The organism is Pseudomonas sp. B14(2022) (genome assembly GCF_012030485.1).
GTDB lineage: Bacteria > Pseudomonadota > Gammaproteobacteria > Pseudomonadales > Pseudomonadaceae > Aquipseudomonas.
Map to the genome: position 1 here is coordinate 35,119 of NZ_JAAUVM010000007.1, position 22,313 is coordinate 57,431.

General features: G+C 60.0%; 21 protein-coding genes. 10 read left to right on the forward strand and 11 right to left on the reverse strand.

Annotation, left to right across the window (positions count from 1 at the left end; all coding sequences use genetic code 11):
• From tusC to HCF10_RS12670, 5 genes are all read left to right on the forward strand, one after another.
• The gene (gene tusC, locus HCF10_RS12650) at positions 1–351 is read left to right on the forward strand and encodes a sulfurtransferase complex subunit TusC (RefSeq protein WP_167655660.1); all 351 of its coding nucleotides are present in this window, start codon (positions 1–3) and stop codon (positions 349–351) included.
• Positions 351–629, forward strand: a complete 279-nt coding sequence (gene tusB / locus HCF10_RS12655) for a sulfurtransferase complex subunit TusB (protein WP_131698047.1) — start codon at positions 351–353, stop codon at positions 627–629. Before tusC ends, tusB begins: the two co-directional genes overlap by 1 nt.
• Positions 626–961 carry a TusE/DsrC/DsvC family sulfur relay protein gene (locus tag HCF10_RS12660; protein ID WP_131698048.1) on the forward strand — a complete coding sequence of 112 codons (336 nt, stop codon included), beginning with the start codon at positions 626–628 and terminating at the stop codon, positions 959–961. The genes tusB and HCF10_RS12660 overlap by 4 nt, the downstream gene beginning before the upstream one ends.
• Positions 958–1,959 carry a glycosyl transferase family protein gene (locus HCF10_RS12665; protein ID WP_167655662.1) on the forward strand — a complete coding sequence of 334 codons (1,002 nt, stop codon included), beginning with the start codon at positions 958–960 and terminating at the stop codon, positions 1,957–1,959. The genes HCF10_RS12660 and HCF10_RS12665 overlap by 4 nt, the downstream gene beginning before the upstream one ends.
• Positions 1,960–2,047: 88 nt before the next feature.
• Entirely contained in the window at positions 2,048–3,043 is a 996-nt protein-coding gene (locus HCF10_RS12670; RefSeq protein WP_167655664.1) for a glutathione S-transferase family protein, read from the forward strand.
• Between the two features lie 129 nt (positions 3,044–3,172).
• Here the strand turns inward: HCF10_RS12670 and cysG are convergent, their stop codons facing one another.
• Genes cysG through HCF10_RS12700 form a run of 6 tightly spaced genes read right to left on the reverse strand, consistent with a single transcriptional unit; the run spans position 3,173 to position 10,675 of the window.
• Complete coding sequence (gene cysG, locus HCF10_RS12675; RefSeq protein ID WP_027606347.1) at positions 3,173–4,567, reverse strand: siroheme synthase CysG; 1,395 nt, start codon at positions 4,565–4,567, stop codon at positions 3,173–3,175.
• A complete protein-coding gene (serS, locus tag HCF10_RS12680; RefSeq protein ID WP_167655666.1) occupies positions 4,568–5,848 on the reverse strand; it encodes a serine--tRNA ligase in 1,281 nt (426 codons plus the stop codon).
• A gap of 16 nt (positions 5,849–5,864) precedes the next feature.
• Complete coding sequence (gene crcB / locus HCF10_RS12685) at positions 5,865–6,239, reverse strand: fluoride efflux transporter CrcB (RefSeq protein WP_131698052.1); 375 nt, start codon at positions 6,237–6,239, stop codon at positions 5,865–5,867.
• Positions 6,239–7,561, reverse strand: coding sequence for a replication-associated recombination protein A (locus HCF10_RS12690; RefSeq protein WP_131698053.1), 1,323 nt, complete (start codon positions 7,559–7,561; stop codon positions 6,239–6,241). Before HCF10_RS12690 ends, crcB begins: the two co-directional genes overlap by 1 nt.
• A 27-nt stretch (positions 7,562–7,588) precedes the next feature.
• Positions 7,589–8,212: an outer membrane lipoprotein chaperone LolA gene (gene lolA / locus HCF10_RS12695; protein ID WP_016975527.1), complete on the reverse strand. Its 624-nt coding sequence runs from the start codon at positions 8,210–8,212 to the stop codon at positions 7,589–7,591.
• A gap of 54 nt (positions 8,213–8,266) precedes the next feature.
• Positions 8,267–10,675 carry a DNA translocase FtsK gene (locus tag HCF10_RS12700; protein WP_131698054.1) on the reverse strand — a complete coding sequence of 803 codons (2,409 nt, stop codon included), beginning with the start codon at positions 10,673–10,675 and terminating at the stop codon, positions 8,267–8,269.
• Between the two features lie 498 nt (positions 10,676–11,173).
• Here HCF10_RS12700 and aat point away from each other — a divergent pair, with 498 nt between their 5' ends.
• The 3 genes from aat (at position 11,174) to infA (ending at position 12,936) form a co-directional block, all read left to right on the forward strand.
• Positions 11,174–11,854, forward strand: a complete 681-nt coding sequence (gene aat, locus HCF10_RS12705) for a leucyl/phenylalanyl-tRNA--protein transferase (RefSeq protein ID WP_131698055.1) — start codon at positions 11,174–11,176, stop codon at positions 11,852–11,854.
• A gap of 55 nt (positions 11,855–11,909) precedes the next feature.
• Positions 11,910–12,617, forward strand: a complete 708-nt coding sequence (locus HCF10_RS12710; protein WP_053128509.1) for an arginyltransferase — start codon at positions 11,910–11,912, stop codon at positions 12,615–12,617.
• Between the two features lie 100 nt (positions 12,618–12,717).
• Entirely contained in the window at positions 12,718–12,936 is a 219-nt protein-coding gene (infA, locus tag HCF10_RS12715; protein ID WP_002553999.1) for a translation initiation factor IF-1, read from the forward strand.
• 184 nt (positions 12,937–13,120) lie between these two features.
• Here infA and clpA read toward each other — a convergent pair whose 3' ends face one another.
• Positions 13,121–15,391, reverse strand: coding sequence for an ATP-dependent Clp protease ATP-binding subunit ClpA (gene clpA / locus HCF10_RS12720; protein WP_053128508.1), 2,271 nt, complete (start codon positions 15,389–15,391; stop codon positions 13,121–13,123).
• A 29-nt stretch (positions 15,392–15,420) separates the two neighbouring features.
• A complete protein-coding gene (clpS, locus tag HCF10_RS12725; protein ID WP_010567912.1) occupies positions 15,421–15,789 on the reverse strand; it encodes an ATP-dependent Clp protease adapter ClpS in 369 nt (122 codons plus the stop codon).
• 225 nt (positions 15,790–16,014) lie between these two features.
• Here clpS and cspD point away from each other — a divergent pair, with 225 nt between their 5' ends.
• Positions 16,015–16,293, forward strand: a complete 279-nt coding sequence (gene cspD, locus HCF10_RS12730; RefSeq protein WP_131698056.1) for a cold shock domain-containing protein CspD — start codon at positions 16,015–16,017, stop codon at positions 16,291–16,293.
• An 80-nt stretch (positions 16,294–16,373) separates the two neighbouring features.
• On the opposite strand, the gene icd is transcribed toward cspD, so the two are convergent.
• A complete protein-coding gene (gene icd / locus HCF10_RS12735) occupies positions 16,374–17,630 on the reverse strand; it encodes an NADP-dependent isocitrate dehydrogenase (protein ID WP_027606337.1) in 1,257 nt (418 codons plus the stop codon).
• A 493-nt stretch (positions 17,631–18,123) separates the two neighbouring features.
• Between icd and HCF10_RS12740 the strand changes: the two genes are divergently transcribed.
• Positions 18,124–20,349 carry an NADP-dependent isocitrate dehydrogenase gene (locus HCF10_RS12740; protein ID WP_131698057.1) on the forward strand — a complete coding sequence of 742 codons (2,226 nt, stop codon included), beginning with the start codon at positions 18,124–18,126 and terminating at the stop codon, positions 20,347–20,349.
• 57 nt (positions 20,350–20,406) lie between these two features.
• Here HCF10_RS12740 and HCF10_RS12745 read toward each other — a convergent pair whose 3' ends face one another.
• Positions 20,407–21,279 carry a LysR family transcriptional regulator gene (locus HCF10_RS12745; protein ID WP_167655668.1) on the reverse strand — a complete coding sequence of 291 codons (873 nt, stop codon included), beginning with the start codon at positions 21,277–21,279 and terminating at the stop codon, positions 20,407–20,409.
• A 72-nt stretch (positions 21,280–21,351) separates the two neighbouring features.
• Positions 21,352–22,248, reverse strand: a complete 897-nt coding sequence (locus HCF10_RS12750; RefSeq protein WP_131698059.1) for a DMT family transporter — start codon at positions 22,246–22,248, stop codon at positions 21,352–21,354.
• Positions 22,249–22,313: the final 65 nt, after the last annotated feature.

Below are 22,313 nucleotides of genomic sequence, written 5' to 3' on the forward strand. Positions count from 1 at the left end.
ATGTCCAAATCCTTGTTAGTGATCAGCCGCCAGGCGCCATGGTCCGGGCCGAGCGCGCGCGAAGCGCTGGATATAGTGCTGGCCGGGGGCGCGTTTGATCTGCCGATCGGCGTGCTGTTCATGGATGACGGCGTGTTCCAACTGGCGCCGCACCAGGACGCCAAGGCCGTGCAGCAAAAAGACCTCAGCGCCAACCTGCAGGCATTGGGCCTGTTCGGCATCGATGACGTGTTCGCCTGCAACCACAGCCTGGGTGAGCGCGGGCTGACGCAGCCGTCCAATGCCCAGCCGCTGGACAGCGAAGCGATCTCCAGGCTGATTGACCGTTACGACCAGGTGATAACCCTCTGATGTCGACTTTACATGTGGTGTCTCACTCTCCTTTTACTGATAACCGCCTCGACAGCTGCCTGCGTATCTGTGGCGCCGAGGATGCGATCCTTCTCTGCGGCGATGGCGCCTATGGGCTGCACAACCCGGCCCTGCACACCAAGGGGGTGAAGGTCTTTGTGTTGGCCGAAGACATGCAAGCGCGCAATCTGCCGCTACCCGACTGGGCCGACAGCGTGGACTACCCGGGTTTCGTGCAGCTGTCGCTCGAGTACAGCAAGGTCAACACCTGGCTATGAACACCCTGACCGTAGGCGCGCGCACCCTGGATCTGGACAAGGACGGTTACCTCGTCGACCTGAACGAATGGTCCCCTGAAGTGGCCAACGCCCTGGCCGCCGCCGAAGGCCTGGAATTGACCCCGGATCATTGGCAGATCCTCGAACTGCTGCGCCAGTTCTATGCCGAATTCCAGCTGTCCCCCGCCACGCGCCCGCTGATCAAGTACACCGCCTTGAAGCTCGGCCCGCAGAAGGGCAACAGCCTGCACCTCAACACACTGTTCAACGGCACTCCCGCCAAACTCGCCGCCAAGCTGGCGGGCCTGCCCCGGCCGACGAATTGCTTATGACCGACTTTGCCCCACTGACCCTTGAAACCCCTGCCGAGCATCCGTTTGCGCAGTTCGTGCGCATCCTGGGCAAAGGCAAGCGCGGCGCGCGCAACCTCACCCGCGACGAGGCCCGTGAAGCCATGGGCATGCTGCTCGACGAAAAAGTCGAAGACACCCAGCTCGGCGCCTTCCTGATGCTGCTGCGCCACAAGGAAGAAAGCCCGGAAGAACTCGCCGGTTTTACCGAAGCCGTGCGTGAACGCCTGAACGCCCCGGCACTGAATGTGGATGTCGACTGGCCGACCTACGCCGGCAAGAAGCGTCACCTGCCTTGGTTCCTGCTGGCCGCCAAGTGCCTGGCGCAAAATGGTGTGCGCATCCTCATGCACGGCGGCGGCGCACACACGGCGGGCCGGCTGTACACCGAACAATTGCTGCAAACCCTGCAAATCCCCCTGTGCCGCAATTGGCAGCAGGTCGGGACCGCGTTTGAGCAAGGCAACCTGGCGTTTATCCCGCTGGGCGATTGGGCGCCGCAACTGCAACGCATGATCGACCTGCGCAACACCCTGGGCCTGCGCTCGCCGATCCACTCCCTGGCGCGCCTGCTCAACCCGCTGAACGCGCGCTGCGGCCTGCAAAGCATCTTCCACCCGGGTTATCAGGACGTGCATCGCGATGCCAGCGGCCTGCTTGGCGATCATGTGATCGTGGTGAAGGGCGACGGCGGCGAAGTCGAGATCAACCCTGACACCATCAGCCACCTCTACGGCACCACCGGTGGCGAAAGCTGGGATGAAGAATGGCCCGCCCTCTCCGACCAGCGCCACGTCAAGCCGGCAACCCTGGAGCCTGAACACTTGAAGGCGGTATGGCGCGGCGACGTAGAGGACAGCTACCCGCAACTGGCGCTGATCGCCACCATGGCCCTGGCCTTGCGCGGCCTCGGCCACTCACGGGAACAGGCGTTCGAATTGGCCCGGCAATACTGGGATGCGCGGGACAAATCGATTTAATCGATGATTCGCGCCCGGTCTTTGCGCTTTTAGTTCGAACTCATCCCTTTAGACTGGGCTCCAACGCTTATTAGTCAAGGAGCCAGTCATGGGTTTACTGATCGAAGGACACTGGAAAGACCAGTGGTACGAAAGTAGTGCAGATGGCGCTTTCCAGCGGGAACAGGCACAGCGCCGCCACTGGGTGACCGCCGATGGCCAGCCCGGGCCCAGCGGCGAAGGCGGCTTCAAGGCCGAGGCCGGTCGCTACCACCTCTACGTGTCCCTGGCTTGTCCATGGGCCCACCGCACCCTGATCCTGCGCAAGCTCAAGGGCCTGGAAAGCTTGATCGACGTGTCCGTGGTCAGCTGGCTGATGCTGGAAAACGGCTGGACCTTCGACAAATCCCACGGCTCCACCGGCGATAAGCTCGATGGTTTCGAATTCATGCACCAGCGCTATACCGCCGACACCGCCGACTACACCGGCCGCGTCACCGTGCCGGTGCTGTGGGACAAGCAGCTCAACCGCATCGTCAGCAATGAATCGGCGGAGATCATCCGCATGTTCAACAGCGCGTTCAACGGGCTGACCGGCAACACCCTGAACTTCTACCCCGAGCCGCTGCGGGCGACCATCGATGAGCTGAACGAGCGGATCTACCCGGCCGTGAACAATGGCGTGTATCGCGCAGGCTTTGCCACCTCACAAAAAGCGTATGAAAGCGCGTTTGATGATGTGTTTGCCGAACTGGACCATCTGGAACAGCACTTGGGCGACCACCGCTACCTGGCCGGCGAGTACCTGACCGAGGCGGATGTGCGGTTGTTCACCACGCTGATTCGTTTTGATGCGGTGTATTACAGCCACTTCAAATGCAATGTGCGGCGGATTGCCGATTATCCGAACTTGTCGAACTGGCTGAGGGAGATGTATCAGTGGCCGGGCGTGGCCGAGACGGTGGATTTTGAGCACATCAAGGGGCATTACTATGCGAGCCACCGCACCATCAACCCGACGGGGATTGTGCCGAAGGGGCCGTTACAGGCGTTTGATGCCGGGCATGATCGAGTGAAGCTAACCAGCAAAGGCGTTTGGAGCTGATACAAAACCCGTAGGAGCGAGCTTGCTCGCGAAGAACTCAAAAACACCGCGTGCATTCAGGATGGGCGCGTTATCGTTGACGATTTTCGCGAGCAAGCTCGCTCCTACAGTTGATGTGTGTGCAGGTGCTCAGACTTGTGACTGGGCGCCTTCAAACCACTTCAGCTTCTCGCGCAACACCACCACCTCACCGACAATCACCAAGGTCGGCGCATGCACTTCATGCTCCGCCACCATGCGCGGCAGGTCCGCCAGGGTGCCGGTAAACACGCGCTGGTTGGACGTGGTGCCCTGCTGGATCAACGCCGCCGGGGTATCCGCGGCGCGACCGTGCTTGATCAGTTGCTCACAGATGATCGGCAAGCCAATCAAGCCCATGTAGAACACCAAGGTCTGCGACGGCCCTACCAGGTCACTCCAAGGCAGGTCCGACGTCCCATTCTTCAAGTGCCCGGTGATAAAGCGTACCGACTGCGCATAGTCACGATGGGTCAGCGGAATCCCGGCGTACGCCGCGCAACCACTGGCTGCGGTGATACCCGGCACCACCTGGAACGGGATGCCATGGGCCGCCAGTTCTTCGATTTCTTCACCGCCACGGCCAAAGATGAACGGATCGCCACCCTTGAGGCGCAGCACGCGCTTGCCTTGCTTGGCCAGGTCCACCAGTTGCTGGTTGATCTGGTCCTGCGGCACGGCGTGGTCGGCGCGGCGTTTACCGACGTAGATACGCTCGGCATCACGACGGCACAGCTCCAGAATGGCCGGCGCCACCAGGCGGTCGTACAGCACCACATCGGCTTGCTGCATCAGCCGCAGGGCACGGAAGGTCAGCAGGTCCGGGTCGCCCGGGCCGGCACCTACCAGATACACCTCGCCCGGCGCATAAGGCGGCGCGCCGTTGACCTTTTCGATCAACAGACGCTCAGCCTCATCGCCCTGCCCGGCCAACTGACGGTCGGCAATCGGACCCTGGAACACTTCTTCCCAGAACGCCCGACGCTGCTGCACATCCGGGTACAAGCCTTTGACCTGGGCACGAAACCGAGCCGCCAGCCCGGCCAACTGGCCGTAGGTGGACGGAATCCAGGTTTCCAGCTTGGCGCGGATCAAGCGCGCCAGCACCGGCGCATCGCCGCCGCTGGACACCGCGATCACCAAGGGCGAGCGGTCGACAATCGCCGGGAAGATCACGCTGCACAAGGCCGGCGCGTCCACCACATTGACCGGTACGCAACGACGCTTGGCGTCACTGGACACTTGCGCATTCAGTGGCTCGTCGTCGGTCGCCGCGATAATCAGGGTGCAGCCTTCAAGGTCAGCCTCCTGATAACCGCGCAGAATCATTTCCCCGCCACTGCCCTGCACCAGCTCACGCAACTGGTCTTCGATCTGGGGAGCAACCACCCGCAGCACTGCGCCGGCATCAGCCAGCAGACGGGATTTGCGCAAGGCAATCTCCCCTCCACCGACGACCAGCACACGACTGCCGCGCAGGTTATGAAACAGCGGCAGAAATTCCATTTAGCGGATGACCTCAACGCCCGCCATGTAAGGCTTGAGCACCTCAGGCACGCGGATCGAACCATCAGCCTGCTGGTAGTTTTCCAGCACCGCCACCAGGGTGCGACCTACAGCCAGGCCCGAACCGTTGAGGGTGTGCACCAGTTCCGGCTTGCCGGTTTCCGGGTTACGGAAACGCGCCTGCATGCGCCGGGCCTGAAAATCACCGCAGTTGGAGCACGACGAAATCTCGCGGTATTTGTCCTGGCTGGGTACCCACACTTCGAGGTCGTAGGTCTTCACGGCGCTGAAGCCCATGTCGCCGGTGCACAGCGCCAGGACGCGGTACGGCAGCTCCAGCAGCTGCAGGACGCGTTCGGCGTTGGCGGTCAGGCCTTCCAGGGCTTCCATGGAGGTCGACGGCTCAACCACTTGCACCATCTCGACCTTGTCGAACTGGTGCTGGCGGATCATGCCGCGGGTGTCACGACCCGAGGCGCCGGCTTCACTGCGGAAGCACGGGCTGTGGGCGACGAACTTGAGCGGCAGTTGCTTGGCATCGAGGATCTCGCCGGCAACGATATTGGTCAGCGACACTTCGGCGGTCGGGATCAGGTACAGATCGGCTTCGCCATCTCGGCTGATCTTGAACAGGTCTTCCTCGAACTTCGGCAATTGGCTGGTGCCCATCAATGCAGGCGCCTGAACCAGGTACGGGGTGTAAGCCTCTTCGTAACCGTGTTCACCGGTGTGCAGGTTGATCATGAACTGCGCCAGCGCACGGTGCATGCGTGCGATCGGGCCGCGCAGCAAGGCAAAGCGCGCACCGGACATTTTGGCAGCGGTTTCGAAATCCAGGCCACCGGTCAATTCGCCCAGGGCGACGTGGTCCTTGATCTCGAAATCAAAGGCCGTTGGCGTGCCCCAGCGGCGCACTTCGACGTTGCCGTCTTCGTCTTCGCCAATCGGCACGGACTCATGCGGCAGGTTGGGGATGCCCAGCAGGATCGAATCCAGCTCGGACTGAATGCCTTCCAGCTCGACCTTGCCGTCGGACAGCTCGGTGCCCATGCGCTCGACGTCCGCCATCAACGGTGCGATGTCTTCGCCACGTTGCTTGGCCTGACCGATGGATTTGGAACGCGCATTACGCTCAGCCTGCAGTGCTTCGGTGCGGGTCTGGACGGTCTTGCGCTGTTCTTCCAGCGCTTCGATGCGCGCAACATCCAAGGCAAAGCCACGGGATGCCAGGCGGTCCGCTACGTCCTGAAGGTTGCTACGTAACAGTTTGGAATCGAGCATGTCGGTCTCTCGTTTATCAAAGTTTGGTCAAGGACAGGCCAGCCCAGGTGGCGAGCAGCCCGCCGAACACGCTGATGCCCAGGTACCCGAAGGCGACCAGGGCCTGCCCGCTTTCCAGCAGGCGCAGCGTATCCAGTGAAAAGGATGAAAAGGTCGTCAGACCGCCTACAAAACCGACAATCAAGCCGGTGCGAATTTCAATCGGTACTTCCGGGCGCAACAGGAACCAGCCGTACAGCAACCCGATGATCAGGCAACCCACCAGGTTGACCGCCAGGGTCGCCGCATAAAAATGCTTCGGCCAATTGGCGCTCACCCACGTACTGGTGGCGAAACGCAATAATGTACCAGCGATGCCGGCTGCGGACACGGCAAGAATCGTCTTGAGCACTACTTTCTCCGCTGTTTGGGGCTGAGGCGGTCGAGTTGGGCGAGGTGATTGAGCTTTTCACCGATCTTCAGCTCCAGGCCACGGGGCACCGGCTGGTAGAACGGCTGCGGCTCAAGCTCGTCGGGGAAATAGTCTTCGCCGGCGGCATAAGCGTCCGGCTCATCATGGGCATAGCGGTATTCATCACCGTAGCCCAGTTGTTTCATCAACTTGGTCGGCGCGTTGCGCAGGTGCAGCGGCACTTCGAGGGAACCATGTTCAGCGGCGGCACGCAGGGCGGACTTGAAGCCCATGTACACCGCATTGCTTTTCGGCGCGCACGCCAGGTACGTGATGGCCTGGGCCACCGCCAGCTCACCCTCCGGGCTGCCGAGGCGCTCCTGCACCTCCCATGCAGCCAGGCACAGGCTCAGGGCGCGCGGGTCGGCGTTGCCGATGTCTTCACTGGCCATGCGCACCACGCGCCGCGCCAGGTACAGCGGGTCGCAGCCGCCGTCGATCATGCGCGCAAACCAATACAGCGCGCCGTCCGGGTTGGAGCCGCGCACGGACTTGTGCAGCGCCGAAATCTGGTCGTAGAAGGCTTCGCCGCCCTTGTCGAACCGCCGACGCGTATCGCCGAGCAGGCTTTGCAGCAGGTCGACGCCAATCTCGCTGCCGTCTTCGGCCAGGTCGGAGGCGTTCTCCAGCAGGTTGAGAAAGCGCCGACCGTCGCCGTCGGCGGCGGTAAGCAGGATCTTGAAGCCTTCGTCGCTGAGACTCAGCTGGCGCTTGCCCAGACCCTTGTCTTCGCTCAGGGCGCGGTGCAACAGCTTTTGCATCGCGGCTTCGTCCAGGCTTTTAAGCACATAGACCCGCGCACGCGAGAGCAAGGCGTTATTCAATTCGAAGGAAGGGTTCTCGGTGGTCGCACCGATAAAAATCAGCGTGCCGTCCTCGACATAGGGCAGGAATGCATCCTGCTGCGACTTGTTGAAGCGATGCACTTCATCGACAAACAGGATGGTGCGCTTGCCGTACTGCCCGGCCTGCTGTTTGGCCACCTCGACGGCCTGGCGGATCTCCTTGACCCCGGCCAGCACGGCCGAGACCGTTTCGAAGTGCGCATCCGAGACCTTTGCCAGCAGCCGCGCCAGGGTGGTCTTACCCACGCCCGGCGGCCCCCAGAAAATCATCGAGTGCAGCGCACCCTGCTCCAGGGCTTCGCGCAACGGCTTGCCGCGAGCGAGCAGGTGTTCCTGACCGACGTACTCATCCAGGTTGGTCGAGCGCAAGCGCGCGGCCAAAGGCTGGGCAATCGGGTCACTTCGAAACAGATCCATGGGCAGCGCTTGAAACCTCTGGGGAGTTTATTCCTGGATCACGTCGGCACCCTTGGGGATGTCGAACTTGAACTTGGACGCCGGTACCGGCTGGTTGGCCTTGACCCCGGAGAACAGGATATCGGTGCGCTGACCGACGCTGTCGACCAGGCGCATGTTATTGATCACACCGTTGCCGAACGACAGGGACAACGTGTCAAACAGCGTGTCCTTGGATTTCGGCTTGAGGGTGAACTCGATCACGTTGCTGGTCTGCTTGGAGGTGATGTCGAAGCTGTCGTTGATTTTCGACACGTCGCCCGAGAGCAGCAGCGCCGGAGTCTGGTTCAGGCGCGGGTCCAGCTTCTTGATGGTCGCCTGCTCCAGGTCCGGGTCCCACAGGGTGACTTTCTGGCCGTCCGAGACGATGGTCTGCTCGGCCTTGCCTTCCGTGTGCCAGTAGAACAGCCCTGGGCGCTGCACGGCCATCTCGCCAGCGGTTTCCTGCAACTGGGTACCGCCGGCATCCAGCGTGAGCTGGGAGAAGCGCGCAGTCAGGGTCTGGGATTTGTCCAACAGGTTTTTCAGGCTGGCAACGGAGGCCGGGTCAGCGTGGGCCGAAACAGCGGTCAGGGCCAGTGCCGGCAACAACAGCATGCGGATAAGACGCATGGGAGTCCTCATTGAGTCGTAAGGGCGCGCCGCGTGCTGCCACGCGGCACGGAATCAGTCGCGCGCCTGCCCAGGAGCAAGGACTTCGCGCGAGCCGTTGGTGTTCATTGCGGTGACGACGCCAGCGTTTTCCATAGCCTCGATCATGCGCGCGGCGCGGTTGTAGCCAATCTTGAGCTTGCGCTGCACCGCAGAAATCGAGGCGCGGCGGCTTTCCAGCACGAAGGCCACGGCTTCGTCGTACAGCGCATCGGTCTCGGCATCATCGTCACCACCGCTGCTGCCACCGTCGAAGCCACTGCCGGCCTCTTCGACACCGGCAAGGATGTCGTCGTTGTATTCGGGCGCGCCACGCAGCTTCCAGGCTTCCACCACGCGGTGTACTTCATCATCGGACACGAAGGCGCCGTGAACGCGGATCGGCAGACTGGTGCCGGGCGGCATGTAGAGCATGTCACCGTGGCCCAGCAGTTGCTCGGCGCCGCCCTGGTCGATGATGGTCCGTGAGTCGATCTTGCTCGACACCTGGAACGCCATGCGGGTCGGGATGTTGGCCTTGATCAGGCCGGTGATCACGTCCACCGACGGACGCTGGGTGGCGAGGATCAAGTGAATACCGGCCGCCCGCGCCTTCTGGGCGATACGCGCGATCAGCTCTTCGACCTTCTTGCCGACGATCATCATCATGTCGGCAAACTCATCGACCACCACCACGATGGTCGGCAGCTTGCTCAGCAGCGGTGCTTCGTCATGGATACTTTCGCGCTTGTACAGCGGGTCGGTCAGCGGCGTGCCGGCGTCCTGGGCTTCCTTGACCTTGGCGTTGAAGCCTGACAGGTTACGCACGCCCATCTTCGCCATCAGCTTGTAGCGGCGTTCCATCTCGGCAACGCTCCAGCGCAGGGCGTTGGCGGCGTCCTTCATGTCGGTGACCACAGGGCAGAGCAGGTGCGGAATGCCTTCGTAGATCGACAGCTCGAGCATCTTCGGGTCGATCATGATCAGCTTGGCGTCTTCCGGGCCGGACTTGAACAGGATCGACAGGATCATCGCGTTCACGCCCACCGATTTACCCGAACCGGTGGTACCGGCCACGAGCAGGTGAGGCATTTTTGCAAGGTCGGTGATCACCGGCTTGCCGCCGATGTCGTGGCCCAGGGCCAGGGTGACCGGCGACTTGAAGTTGTCGTACTCGGGCGTCGACAGCACTTCGGAGAAACGCACGATCTGGCGGTCTTCGTTGGGAATCTCGATACCCACGGTGGTCTTGCCGGGGATCACTTCCACCACGCGCACGCTGGTCACGGCCAGGGAGCGCGCCAGGTCTTTGGCCAGGTTGGAAATGCGGCTGACTTTTACGCCAGCGGCCGGCTGGATTTCGTAACGGGTAATCACCGGGCCGGGGTGAATCGAGTCCACCGACACTTCGACGCCGAACTCCTTGAGTTTGATTTCCAGCAAATGGCCGACGGCCGCCAGGGACTCGGGGGAATAGTTGAGTTGTTTCTTTTCGGCCGGGTCGAGGATCGAGATCGGCGGCAAGGTGCCTTCCACGGCGCTGTCGACAAACAACGGCGCCTGTTTCTCTTTCTGCACGCGGTGGCTAGGCTCGGCCGGCTTGGGCGGCGCCGGGGCGATTACCGGCGGCACCTGCTTCTCGCGGTCCGACATGTGCTTGCTCAGGGCCTGCTCGCGTTCGATCAGGCGTTCCTTGACCTTGGCCTGCTCACGGCGGTCCGGTGTGCTTGGGGCCACCACTTCGTTGACGCGGGTGTCGACTTCGCGCAGTTGCGCCACCATGCGCTTGCGCTCGACACGGGCGGCCCACCAGCGGTTGGCGGCACCCTGGAACAACTCCAGCAGGTCAAGGGTGATCTTACCGGTCACGTCCATCACCTTGAACCACGACAGGTCGGTGAACACCGTGAGGCCGAACAGGAACAGCGCGATGAACATCAGGGTGCTGCCCTGGATATTCAGGGTCTTGCGCGCCAGGTCGCCGAGGCTTTCGCCCAGCGCCCCGCCCGCGCCCGCCGGCAGGCCGGTGGGTGCATGGAAATGAATATGCGCCAGGGCGGCACCCGACAGCACCAGGAACACCAGGCCGATCAGGCGCCAGGAAAACAGCCAGCCGCTCCACTGCCACGGCTCGTGGCGCTGGCGGAAGATCTGCCAGGTCTTGATCGCCAGCAGCAAGGGGAAAATGTAAGCGAAATAACCCAGCACCATGAACAGGATATCGGCGCTGTAGGAGCCGGCAGGCCCACCGAAGTTCTGCACGTCTTCGATCTTGCTGTTGTGGCTCCAGCCCGGATCGTCCTTGCCATAGGTGAGCAAGGCCATCATCAGGAACAGGCACAGGGCGCCGATAGCGATCAGCGCGCCTTCCTTGAGTCGATAGTGCAGGTGCTGACGCCAGGCCGGCACGATGGCTGCTTTAGGTGTTGCGGCGGATTTCTTCAAAACGGGTCTTTTCCTGCGCCTGTTAGCGCGTCCATCTGTTGAATAAGTGCAAATACTGCCCAATCCGAGCAGCTGAAAAATGAACGAACGTCGTGGAATCTACTTTTAACACTGGGCGATTGCTGGATGAAATGGCGATAACGCCACAATGGCCGCATTGTACGGGTTTGTGTTCCTGTTGCCACGCCACTTGGCTTTCTTAGAGCAGCATAGCCAATTGCGTGTCACAACATGTTCAATTTGAGCATGCATTGTCTTTGCTGACAAAGGCTTATGAGCTGTTTTTACCAATCCAGGCAAGCTTGGCAAATGGCCTGCATGGGCCAGACCCGATTACGACCACGCCTCACGCAGAGAGTTGCAGAAACACCCGCTCATGCTTATGCACGTCAACAGCCGATTCGGACTGGCCCCACAGCGCTGCGTCGACAATAATCACACCCCTTGGGGCAGGCGATCCGCCTGCCACTCCCCTCCCCTTCCGTAAGCCTGGATGCCATGCTGACCTGGTTACAACGCGACTCACTGACATTCCCCCCGCTGGCCAAGGCCATGCGCGAACCCAATGGCCTGCTCGCCGCCGGTGGCGACCTGTCGGCCGAACGACTGGTACAAGCCTACCGCCACGGCTGCTTTCCCTGGTTCTCGGAGGGCCAGCCGATCCTCTGGTGGTCGCCGGACCCGCGCACAGTGATATTCCCCGACGAACTGCATGTCTCCCGCAGCCTGGGCAAACTATTGCGCCAGCAGCGCTACACCGTGACCTTCGACCAGGACTTTGCCGCCGTCATCCAAGCGTGCGCCGCGCCGCGCGCGTATGCTGATGGCACCTGGATCACCGAAGGTATCCAGCGCGCCTACCTGGAACTGCATCAGCGCGGCTATGCGCACTCGGTCGAGGTATGGGACGAGGGCGTGCTGGTGGGCGGACTGTATGGCCTGGCGATGGGCCAGCTGTTTTTTGGCGAATCCATGTTCAGCCGTGCCGACAATGCCTCAAAATTCGGCTTCGCTACACTCACACGGCAACTACAGGCCTGGGGCTTTGCACTGATCGATTGCCAAATGCCCAATGATCACCTGCATAGCCTGGGTGCTCGCGCCATTCCTCGCAGTGAATTTGCCGGCTTCCTACGCGACCACCTGGACCAACGCAATTGCGGGCCATGGGTTTCTTAGGCGACATCCGCGCACCTGGCTTACACTTATTTCAAAGCTTATCCGAGGGTTGATCATGACCGAGTTGGCGCGTTTGAAGTTTTATGCCACTCAACCCCACTCTTGCAGCTATCTGCCCGACGAGCAGGCCACCACGCTGTTCCTCGACCCCAGCCAGCCAATGGATGTGCACGTGTATGCCGATCTCTCGGAAATGGGTTTTCGGCGCAGCGGCGATCATCTGTACCGGCCCCACTGCCAGAACTGCAATGCCTGCGTGCCGGCACGCATCCCCGTGGCGCAGTTTCTACCGGACCGCAATCAGAAACGCATCCTCAAGCGCAACGCCGACTTGACGGTGACGGCTGCCAAACCACGATTCACCGAAGAATACTTCGACCTGTACCAGCGCTATATCGAGCAGCGCCACGCCGACGGCGATATGTTCCCACCGAGCCGCGACCAATTTTCCACCTTCCTGGTGCGTGACCTGCCGTTCTCACGCTTCTACGAATTTCGCGCGGACGGCCGCCTGGTGGCCGTCGCCGTGACCGATTTGCTGCCTAACGGCCTGTCAGCGGTCTATACCTTCTACGAGCCGGCCGAAGAGCGGCGTAGCCTCGGGCGTTTCGCGATCCTCTGGCAAATCGGTGAAGCACTGCGCCTGGAACTCGAGGCGGTGTACCTCGGATACTGGATCAAGAACTGCAAAAAGATGAACTACAAGACCCAATATCGCCCCATAGAACTGCTGATTAATCAAAGATGGGTCACGCTTAACTAGAACCCCTTGGCTTAAACACCCTTTTTCGGGCACAATGCACGCCGCTTTTGCCTGGCGCAGTTGCACCGGGCCATTCACTGGATACCGAGGGCTTTACTGCATGTCGAAAGAAGACAGCTTCGAAATGGAAGGCACTGTCGTCGACACCCTGCCCAACACCATGTTTCGTGTGGAGTTGGAAAATGGGCACGTCGTAACCGCGCATATCTCCGGCAAGATGCGCAAGAACTACATTCGTATTCTTACCGGTGACAAAGTGCGCGTCGAGCTGACGCCCTATGACTTGAGCAAAGGGCGCATCACTTACCGCGCTCGCTAAGCAAGTCAATACAAAACGCCCGGTTATGCCGGGCGTTTTTGTGCGCGCGGGATTTCTCAAACACCGAGGATTCCTGTGGGAGGGGCCTGCCCCCTCCCACACTGGATCTTCATTGTTCTGACAATTGGCATTTCAAGACAGCAAAAAGGCGCCTTGCGGCGCCTTTTGTGTTACTGCAGAACGATCAGGCCATTTCAGCCGTGGTTTCGAACTCAAAGGTCAGCTCGCCATCCTTCAGGTCGATATGCACCACGCCACCATGGTCGGAAAGCTCGCCAAACAGGATCTCTTCGGCCAGTGGCCGCTTGATCTTGTCCTGGATCAGACGCGCCATTGGGCGAGCGCCCATTGCCGCATCGTAGCCACCTTCGGCGATCCAGCTGCGCGCCGCTTCCGTGACATCCAGCTGCACGCGCTTGTCTTCCAACTGCGCCTGAAGCTCGGTGAGGAACTTGTCCACCACACTCTTGATGACCTCATGGCTGAGGCGACCAAATTGGATAATGGTGTCCAGACGGTTGCGGAACTCCGGCGTGAAGCTCTTCTTGATCACTTCCATCGCATCAGACGAGTGATCCTGATGAGTAAAGCCGATCGAAGCCCGCGCGGCCGTCTCGGCACCGGCGTTGGTGGTCATGATCACGATGACATTGCGGAAGTCCGCCTTGCGCCCGTTGTTGTCGGTCAGGGTCCCGTGGTCCATCACCTGCAGCAGCAGGTTGAAGACTTCCGGGTGGGCCTTCTCGATCTCATCGAGCAGCAGTACGCAATGTGGCTGCTTGGTGATCGCTTCGGTCAACAGGCCGCCCTGGTCGAAACCGACATAGCCCGGAGGCGCACCGATCAGGCGCGACACAGTGTGACGCTCCATGTATTCGGACATGTCGAAGCGCACCAGCTCGATCCCCATGGCCTTGGCCAATTGCCGTGCCGCCTCGGTCTTGCCGACACCGGTAGGACCGGCGAACAGGAACGAACCGACAGGCTTGTCCGGCGACTTGAGGCCCGCACGCGACAGCTTGATCGCGGTGGACAACGCGTCGATCGCCGCGTCCTGGCCGAACACGGTGAGCTTGAGGTCGCGCTCAAGGTTACGCAGCAGCTCCTTGTCGGAACTGTTGACGTGTTTTGGCGGAATCCGCGCGATTTTCGCGACAATGTCCTCGACCTGAGGTACGTCGATGCGCTTCACACGCTTCTCGACCGGCTGCAGGCGCTGGTAGGCCCCTGCCTCGTCGATCACGTCGATGGCCTTGTCCGGCATGTGCCGGTCATTGATGTAGCGCGACGCCAGCTCAGCGGCTGCACGCAGCGCCTCATCGGTGTACTCGATGCCGTGGTGCGCTTCAAAACGCCCCTTGAGCCCGCGCAGAATGCCGATGGTGTCTTCAACCGAGGGCTCGGACACGTCGACTTTCTGGAAGCGACGCGCCAGCGCACGGTCTTTCTCGAAGATGCCACGGAATTCCTGGAAGGTGGTCGAACCGATGCAGCGGATATCACCCGACGACAGCAACGGCTTGAGCAGGTTGGAAGCATCCATCACCCCACCGGATGCCGCGCCCGCACCAATGATGGTGTGGATCTCGTCGATGAACAGGATCGCCTGCGGGCGTTTTTTCAGCTCGCCGAGCAGGGCCTTGAAACGCTTCTCGAAATCGCCACGGTACTTGGTCCCGGCGAGCAACGCGCCCAGGTCAAGGGAGTAGACGACACTGTTGGCCAGCAGGTCCGGCACCTGGTTGTCGACGATGCGCTTGGCCAGGCCTTCGGCAATCGCGGTCTTACCCACGCCCGCCTCACCCACCAGCAACGGATTGTTCTTGCGACGGCGCGCAAGGATCTGCGCTACACGCTCGACCTCGAGTTCACGCCCCACCAACGGATCGATCCGCCCCTGGCGCGCCAGCTCATTGAGGTTGCTGGCATAGGCATCCAGCGGGTTGCTTGAAGAAGAGGACTCACCACCCTCGTCGTCCTGCATATCCTGCTCACCCTCGGAATGATCGCCGTGCCCAGGCACCTTGGAGATACCGTGGGCGATGTAGTTGACGACATCAATACGGGCAACGCTCTGCTGCTTGAGCAGGAACACTGCCTGGCTTTCCTGTTCGCTGAAGATCGCCACAAGCACATTGGCGCCCGTGACTTCACGCTTACCGGAGCTCTGTACGTGGAAAACAGCACGCTGCAATACCCGCTGGAAGCCCAGGGTTGGCTGGGTTTCGCGGTCCTCGTCATGCACGGGGATCAGTGGCGTGGTGGAGTCGATAAACTCCTGCAGGTCATGCTTGAGTTTGTCGAGATTGGCGCCGCACGCACGCAGAACCGTGGCGGCAGCTTCGTTATCCAAAAGTGCCAGCAGCAGGTGTTCGACGGTCATGAATTCATGACGCTTCGAACGAGCCTCCTTGAAGGCAAGATTGAGGGTGACTTCGAGCTCGCGGTTTAACATAGCTTCACCTCATACCCAAGTGGTCGGCGTTAACCGTCCTTCTCGATTTCACAGAGTAGCGGATGCTGGCTTTCCCTGGCGTACTGGTTGACCTGCATGGCCTTTGTCTCGGCGATGTCACGGGTAAACACTCCACATACTGCCCGTCCTTCTGTGTGAACGGCCAGCATTACCTTGGTCGCCAACTCGCGGTTCAGGTTAAAAAACACCTCGAGCACTTCGACCACGAAATCCATCGGTGTGTAGTCATCGTTGAACAAAACCACCTTGTACATCGGCGGCGCCTGTAAAGCAGGCTTGGCCTCCTGAACAGCAATGCCTGCAGAACCGTCGTCATCGTGTTCGTGATCCGGTCGATCCTGATTGAATGTTAGTCGAATCTGGCTGATTGCATGCATGGAAAGAAAGGTTCGTCAGTGGTTCAAATACAGTGGTGGGGGCGACCTGTCAGAATTTCAACTCCTGACCACCCGGTCGCCTTGACTATCGGCAAATCGGTGTTACAACCAATAGAACCCACAGTGGGTAAAAAAGGTCCGCGCAGTCAACCTTATTTATTCGGGTTAGGACGGATAAACTGGATGATACTCCAGTGATGGAGTCTGGTGCAGAGGGATATGGGTATGTCTGGCGTCAAGATCAGTGGCAAGGTCAAGTGGTTCAACAATGCCAAGGGATATGGTTTTGTTAATGAAGAGGGTAAAACCGAGGACCTTTTTGCGCACTACTCAGCGATTATCATGGATGGGTATAAAACGCTGAAGGCTGGCCAAGCTGTGAGCTTTGAAATCATTCAAGGACCGAAAGGGCTGCACGCCGTGAACATCGATGCAGTGAAAGCTGAAACACATGAGAAAAACACGCCATCAACCGCTCATAAAGAAAAGAAACAAACGGCCTGACCCCCGCGAAGCGAGTGAAATGCGATAAAAAACCGGCCACCCAATCGACTTGGGATGGCCGGTTTTTTTGTGACACACCTTTACATATGCGAAATCAGCGCATCCCCAAAGCCCGACGACGACACCAGCTTCGCGCCATCCATCAGGCGCTCGAAGTCATAGGTCACGGTCTTGGCCGAGATAGCGCCATTGGTACCCTTGATGATCAGGTCAGCCGCTTCGGTCCAGCCCATATGGCGCAGCATCATTTCCGCCGACAGGATCAATGAGCCCGGATTGACCTGGTCCTTGCCCGCATACTTAGGCGCAGTACCGTGGGTAGCCTCGAACATGGCGACGGTGTCGGACAGGTTGGCACCCGGCGCAATACCAATACCACCCACCTCTGCTGCCAGGGCGTCGGACAGGTAGTCGCCGTTCAGGTTGAGGGTCGCGATCACGTCATACTCAGCCGGACGCAGCAGGATCTGCTGGAGCATGGCATCGGCGATGGCATCCTTGACCACGACATTCTTGCCGGTCTTCGGGTTCTTGAACTGCATCCACGGACCGCCATCCAGCAGGGTCGCACCGAACTCCTCAGCCGCCACTTCGTAGGCCCACTCCTTGAAGGCCCCTTCGGTGAACTTCATGATGTTGCCTTTGTGCACGATGGTCAGCGAGTCGCGATCGTTATCCACTACATACTGCAGGGCCTTGCGCGCAAGGCGCTTGGTGCCTTCCAGCGATACCGGCTTGATACCAATGCCGCAATCCTGGTCGAAACGAATCTTGGTAACGCCCATTTCCTCCTTGAGGAACTTGATGACCTTTGTCGCTTCCGGCGAGCCGGCCTTCCACTCGATCCCGGCGTAAATATCTTCGGAGTTTTCGCGAAAGATGGTCATGTCCACGTCGCCTGGCTTCTTGACCGGGCTGGGCACACCCTCGAACCAGCGCACCGGGCGCAGGCACACGTAGAGGTCGAGTTGCTGACGCAGGGCCACGTTCAACGAACGAATGCCGCCGCCGACCGGGGTGGTCAGCGGACCCTTGATGGACACCACGTAATCCTTGACCGCATCCAGGGTTTCCTGGGGCAGCCAGGTGTCCTGGTCGTAGACTTGGGTCGCCTTCTCGCCGGCGTACACCTCCATCCACGAGATTTTGCGCTTGCCGCCGTAAGCCTTTTCAACAGCTGCGTCGACCACCTTGATCATCACCGGGCTGATGTCGACGCCAATACCGTCACCTTCGATATAAGGGATGATCGGTTGGTCAGGAACATTGAGAGAATGGTCTGCATTGACGGTGATTTTGTCGCCGACTGCCGGAACCTGAATCTTCTTGTATCCCATGCTGAACTCCATCTATGGATTGAACATCTGGCTGCGTCCGAGCCTACTCCAGATAAATGGCGACTGAAACCTCGCGCCATGCTCATTTGCCTCGAAAACAGCATAAATTGTCGCCTACAAGCCTGAAAGCAAAGGGAAAAGCGCCAATCTTGAGCACATCGTGCGACTTTAGGCGTAATCCGGTACCTGCGACCTTTAGACCAATGGACGACACACCTTTTGTATGAAGGCTCGGCGTAAGCATAGCGACCTATGTATAATGCCGCCGCTGACCAAAGAGTCACGACGGCAGACCGCTCTGGAACAGGGCCCTCCGCTACAAAGCAGGACTAATACAATAGTCCACCCGCTTGACGCTCGACTGATGCAACCCAACATCACCGCGAAGAAACCTCGACCTTTCGCTCATGGATGACTTTGAACGAACGCGCTCCACCCGGCGCATCTCGAGTTTCTGCGCACGCTTTCAGCAAAGAAGAGAGTTAATCCGAATATGCCCACCCGCTCGAAGATCATCTACACCTTCACCGACGAAGCCCCAGCCCTCGCCACCTATTCACTGCTGCCTATCGTAGAGGCCTTCACCGCTTCCGCTGATATTGCCGTGGAAACCCGCGACATCTCCCTCGCAGGGCGCATCCTCGCAAGCTTCCCCGAGCAACTGGGCACCAAGGCCGTACCGGACCACCTCGCCGAACTGGGCGACCTGGCCGTTACCCCTGAAGCCAACATCATCAAGCTGCCTAACATCAGCGCCTCGACACCTCAGCTGCAAGCGGCGATCAAGGAACTGCAGGCCCAGGGCTATGCCCTGCCGGACTACCCGGAAACCGTAACCACCGACGCGGAAAAAGAAACCCGTGCACGTTACGACAAGGTCAAGGGCAGCGCCGTGAACCCGGTACTGCGCGAAGGCAACTCCGACCGCCGCGCGCCGCTGTCGGTCAAGAACTACGCTCGCAAGCACCCGCACAAGATGGGCGCCTGGGCTGCCGACTCCAAGTCCCACGTTGCCCACATGAGCAACGGCGACTTCTACGGCAGCGAAAAAGCCGTACAGATCGAAGCCGCTGACGCGGTCAAAATCGAGCTGGTCGCCCAAGACGGCACCACCACCGTCCTGAAAGAAAAGACCACCGTCAAGGCCGGCGAAATCATCGACAGCGCCGTACTGAGCAAGAACGCGCTGCGCAGCTTTATCGCCGCTGAAATCGAAGACGCCAAGAAACAAGGCGTGCTGCTGTCGGTCCACCTGAAAGCCACCATGATGAAGGTCTCCGACCCGATCATGTTCGGCCAGATCGTTGCCGAGTTCTATAAAGACGCCCTGGCCAAGCACGCAGACGTGCTGGCACAGATCGGCTTCAACCTGAACAACGGCATCGGCGACCTGTACGCCCGCATCAAGGCCCTGCCGGCCGAGCAGCAAGCGCAGATCGAAGCTGACATCCAGGCGGTCTACGCCGCCCGCCCTTCCCTGGCGATGGTCAACTCCGACAAAGGCATCACCAACCTGCACGTGCCGAGCGACGTCATCGTCGACGCCTCGATGCCGGCCATGATCCGTGACTCCGGCAAAATGTGGGGCACCGACGGCCAGTTGCACGACACCAAGGCCGTGATCCCGGACCGCTGCTACGCCACCATCTACCAGGCGGTGATCGAAGAGTGCAAGGCCAACGGCGCCTTCGACCCTACCACCATGGGCAGCGTGCCAAACGTTGGCCTGATGGCGAAAAAAGCCGAAGAGTACGGTTCCCACGACAAGACTTTCCAGGTCAAGGCTGACGGCGTCGTCCGCGTGACCGACAGCAAGGGCAACCTGCTGATGGAACAGAAAGTCGAGGCTGGCGACATATTCCGCATGTGCCAGACCCAAGACGCGCCGATCCAGGACTGGGTCAAACTGGCCGTCAACCGTGCCCGCGCCAGCAACACCCCGGCCATCTTCTGGCTGGACCCTAAGCGCGCACATGACGGCGTTGTTGTCGAGAAGGTTCAGGCTTACCTGAAAGACCACAACACCGAAGGCCTGGACATCCGCATCATGTCGCCGGTCGACGCGATGAAGTTCACCCTGGAGCGCACCCGCAAGGGCCTGGACACCATCTCGGTGACCGGCAACGTACTGCGCGACTACCTGACCGACCTGTTCCCGATCATGGAACTGGGCACCAGCGCCAAGATGCTGTCGATCGTGCCGCTGATGAATGGCGGAGGCCTGTTCGAAACCGGCGCCGGCGGTTCGGCTCCGAAGCACGTGCAACAGCTGTTGGAAGAGAACTTCCTGCGTTGGGACTCCCTGGGCGAGTTCCTGGCCCTGGCTGCTTCCCTCGAGCATTTGGGTGTGACGTACAACAACCCGAAAGCCCTGGTACTGTCCAAGACCCTGGACCAGGCCACCGGCCAGTTCCTCGACAACAACAAGTCGCCATCGCGCAAAGTCGGCAACATCGACAACCGCGGCAGCCACTTCTACCTGGCGCTTTACTGGGCCCAAGCCCTGGCCGCCCAGACCGAAGACACTGCACTGCAAGGTCAATTCAGCGAACTGGCCAAGACCCTGGCCGCGAACGAAGCAACCATCGTTGCCGAGCTCAATGCCGTACAGGGCAAGCCAGTGGACATCGGCGGCTACTACGCGCCGAACCCAGAGCTGACCAGCAAGGCCATGCGCCCAAGCAACACCCTCAACGCGGCGATTGCCAAGTTGAAGTAAGGTTGTAAGGATGCATCACAAACCCCGGCCAAGTGCCGGGGTTTGTGTTTTCAGGGCTTATGCAACGCCGTATTCCTCGCGCCACGCGGCCTCGATAATCGCCAGGAACTGCGGCTTGTACCAAGGCTCCCAGCCCGCCCTCTGCTTGAGTTCGACCCCAAACCCCGGCAGCGCAGGCAAATGCGCGAGCGCTTCGACGTTTTTCAAGCCCGGCACCTGGGCAAACCAGGGTAAAAGCGTCACACCGACTCCCGCCTGGACCGCTGAACGCAGCGACATCAGGTCTTCAGACTCATACACGCAGCGCCACCTGATGCCACTCTCCTCCAAACGCCGAATCGCCAGGCTCCTGAACACGCAGGGCGCCTTGAACAGGGCCAGCGAAACTTCCTGCCCGTCCATGGGGGCTGCCGCACACTCGCCACCCAGCCACATCAACGAAAGTGCATGCAAAGGCACGCCAGCGACTTTTGGCAATTCATCAATCATCAGGCCAATATCGATTCGTCCCTCACTGAACGCCTCCGCAAGCAACAGGGAACGCGCGACCTTGACCACAATTCGCACTGAAGGTAATTCAAGCGCCAAAGCAGGAATAATGCGCTGCAGGATTTCCTCGCTGAAATATTCGGGAATACCCAGCGTCACGAACTCTTGAGTGCGACTGGTATCAAACAGGCTCCCCACCTTGTCGTTGACGCTGACCATCTGCTGGGCATAGCCGGTCAAGCGCTCTCCTTCGAGAGTGAGCAATACATGCCGATTGTCGCGAGCAAAAAGCTCGACACCCAGCAAATCCTCAAGTCGTCGAATTTGCTGGCTGATTGCCGGCTGGGTCAGGCTCAACGCTTGCGCGGCCCGGGTGAAACTGCCCAGTTCTGCGACCTTGAGGAAACTGCGCAGCGACTGAATATCAAGATTGACTCTCATGCCATACCCATGCGAGTGAGTAAATATTCCCCGCTATTAGTGCAAGGCACCCGCTATACCTGTCAAGACTACCTACTTGGCGCGCACATGATTCATCCAATAAACCCCCGTCCCTGAAACAACAAACCCCACAAGCGCAACCCCACTCGGCACCTCACCCAACACCAATGACGCCATGATCTGCGTGACCGCCGGAATCACATGAAACAAGTTCGTCGCCTTACTCGCCTCCCCCCGTCGAATCATCAAATACAGCAGCGTCAGCGCACCCACGGAGTTCATCAGCGTGATCCAGGCCACCGACGCTGCGAATGGAACCCACTCGGTGACCTGCATGGTTTCGGTGGTGTATGCCAGCAACAACATGACCAGTGACGCGGTGACCATCTGAATGAAACAACCCACCCATAGATTCACCCCGCCAAGAAAGCGTTTTTGATAGAGGGTGCCAAGCGTGATACCCAATAGCGCCAAGCCCACCGCGCCGTAACCAACCACTGACGCCTCGGAGCCAAAAAAGCTGCCGGCCACGACGATGCCCACGCCGCCAACGCCCAGGATCGAACCCGGCAGGTCGCGCCAGCTCAATTGCTCACCCAGGCAGAAATAGGCACCGATCACGACGAACACCGGCATCAGCCCGACGATCAATGCCGCCTGCCCTGCGGGAACGCCTTGGCTGATGCCGGTGTAAAGGCCGCCGAACTGCAAGGCCTGCAACAGCAGCCCCACTGCCGCAGCATGGAGGTAGGGGGCGAGCCGTTTCGGCCATTGCGCCTTGATGGCGAGTGCAACTCCCAAGAACACCAGGGCAGCCAAGGCAAACCGATAGAACGTCATGGTGAAGGGCTCGCCATAACGCACACCGAACGCACCGCCGATGTAGCCGGAACTCCACAGCAGGATGAAGGCAATGGGCAGTGGCGATGTAAGGCGCACTTCGTAGCTTTTATCGGCAATCGGGTGCATGACACTCTCCAAGGCAAGGGTTCTGGAGAGATAAGCTGCACCGGGAGCTTAAATCGGTAAAATCA

Bases quoted from the DNA above. Each gene is read 5' to 3' on its own strand.
- tusC (WP_167655660.1), top strand. From the start codon at position 1: ATGTCCAAATCCTTGTTAGTGATCAGCCGCCAGGCGCCATGGTCCGGG.
- tusB (WP_131698047.1), top strand. From the start codon at position 351: ATGTCGACTTTACATGTGGTGTCTCACTCTCCTTTTACTGATAACCGC.
- HCF10_RS12660 (WP_131698048.1), top strand. From the start codon at position 626: ATGAACACCCTGACCGTAGGCGCGCGCACCCTGGATCTGGACAAGGAC.
- HCF10_RS12665 (WP_167655662.1), top strand. From the start codon at position 958: ATGACCGACTTTGCCCCACTGACCCTTGAAACCCCTGCCGAGCATCCG.
- HCF10_RS12670 (WP_167655664.1), top strand. From the start codon at position 2,048: ATGGGTTTACTGATCGAAGGACACTGGAAAGACCAGTGGTACGAAAGT.
- cysG (WP_027606347.1), bottom strand. From the start codon at position 4,567: ATGGAATTTCTGCCGCTGTTTCATAACCTGCGCGGCAGTCGTGTGCTG.
- serS (WP_167655666.1), bottom strand. From the start codon at position 5,848: ATGCTCGATTCCAAACTGTTACGTAGCAACCTTCAGGACGTAGCGGAC.
- HCF10_RS12690 (WP_131698053.1), bottom strand. From the start codon at position 7,561: ATGGATCTGTTTCGAAGTGACCCGATTGCCCAGCCTTTGGCCGCGCGC.
- lolA (WP_016975527.1), bottom strand. From the start codon at position 8,212: ATGCGTCTTATCCGCATGCTGTTGTTGCCGGCACTGGCCCTGACCGCT.
- aat (WP_131698055.1), top strand. From the start codon at position 11,174: ATGCTGACCTGGTTACAACGCGACTCACTGACATTCCCCCCGCTGGCC.
- HCF10_RS12710 (WP_053128509.1), top strand. From the start codon at position 11,910: ATGACCGAGTTGGCGCGTTTGAAGTTTTATGCCACTCAACCCCACTCT.
- infA (WP_002553999.1), top strand. From the start codon at position 12,718: ATGTCGAAAGAAGACAGCTTCGAAATGGAAGGCACTGTCGTCGACACC.
- clpA (WP_053128508.1), bottom strand. From the start codon at position 15,391: ATGTTAAACCGCGAGCTCGAAGTCACCCTCAATCTTGCCTTCAAGGAG.
- clpS (WP_010567912.1), bottom strand. From the start codon at position 15,789: ATGCATGCAATCAGCCAGATTCGACTAACATTCAATCAGGATCGACCG.
- cspD (WP_131698056.1), top strand. From the start codon at position 16,015: ATGTCTGGCGTCAAGATCAGTGGCAAGGTCAAGTGGTTCAACAATGCC.
- icd (WP_027606337.1), bottom strand. From the start codon at position 17,630: ATGGGATACAAGAAGATTCAGGTTCCGGCAGTCGGCGACAAAATCACC.
- HCF10_RS12740 (WP_131698057.1), top strand. From the start codon at position 18,124: ATGCCCACCCGCTCGAAGATCATCTACACCTTCACCGACGAAGCCCCA.
- HCF10_RS12745 (WP_167655668.1), bottom strand. From the start codon at position 21,279: ATGAGAGTCAATCTTGATATTCAGTCGCTGCGCAGTTTCCTCAAGGTC.
- HCF10_RS12750 (WP_131698059.1), bottom strand. From the start codon at position 22,248: ATGCACCCGATTGCCGATAAAAGCTACGAAGTGCGCCTTACATCGCCA.